This window comes from Methylobacterium sp. WL6, from assembly GCF_008040095.1.
Lineage (GTDB): Bacteria > Pseudomonadota > Alphaproteobacteria > Rhizobiales > Beijerinckiaceae > Methylobacterium.
In genome coordinates, this window is the sequence record NZ_VRVH01000619.1 from 1 (window position 1) to 852 (window position 852).

Genomic DNA, 852 nt, shown 5'->3' on the forward strand with positions numbered 1-852 from the left:
CCCGCGGCCTCGTCGCCTTCGCGCTCGGCACCCACACGGCGGGCTCGGGCCGCGTGCCGGCCGGGCTGAACAACGTCGTCGGCTTGAAGCCCTCGCTCGGCAGCGTCTCGGCCCGCGGCATGGTCCCGGCCTGCCGGACGCTCGACACGCTCTCGGTCTTCGCCGGCACCGTGGCCGACGCCGACGCCGCCTTCCGCGCCATGGCCGGCTACGATCCCGCCGACGCGTTCTCGCGGAGCCTGCCCTTGCCCGCCGCGTCCGCGGTCCCGCCCGGCCTGCGCCTCGGCGTGCCGGATGCGCAGGGGCTGGACTTCGCCGGCGACGCCCTGTCCGAGGCGGCCTTCGCCGCGAGCCTCGCCGACCTCGAAGCCCTCGTCGGCGCCGGCCGCCCGGTCGACTTCGCGCCGATGTTCGCGACCGCGCGCCTGCTCTACACCGGCCCGTGGGTGGCCGAGCGCTACCAGGCGATCCGCGCCGTGATCGAGACGCGGCCCGAGATCCTGCATCCGACGACGCGGGCCGTGATCGAGAACGCCAAGCACTTCTCGGCGGCCGACGCCTTCGGCGGGCTCTATCGCCTCGCCGAGCTGCGGCGGGCGGCCGACGCGGTCTGGGACGCGGTCGACGTGCTCGCGGTGCCGACCTATCCGCGGCCGCGCACGGTGGCGGACCTCGCCGCCGACCCGATCGGGCCGAACAGCGAGCTCGGCACCTACACCAACTTCGTCAACCTGCTCGACTGGTGCGCGCTTGCCGTGCCCGGGCGCTTCCGGGCCGACACGTTCCCCGCGGGGGTGACGCTGCTGGCCCCCCGCGGCCGCGACGGGCTGCTCGCGCCGCTCGGCGCCCGGC

The 852-nt window shown here is 76.5% G+C and carries 1 protein-coding gene; it reads left to right on the plus strand.

Features of this window, described 5'->3' with window-relative positions:
• A partial coding sequence (locus FV230_RS28790) for an amidase family protein (RefSeq protein WP_246695056.1) occupies positions 1-852 on the plus strand: 852 nt, incomplete at both ends.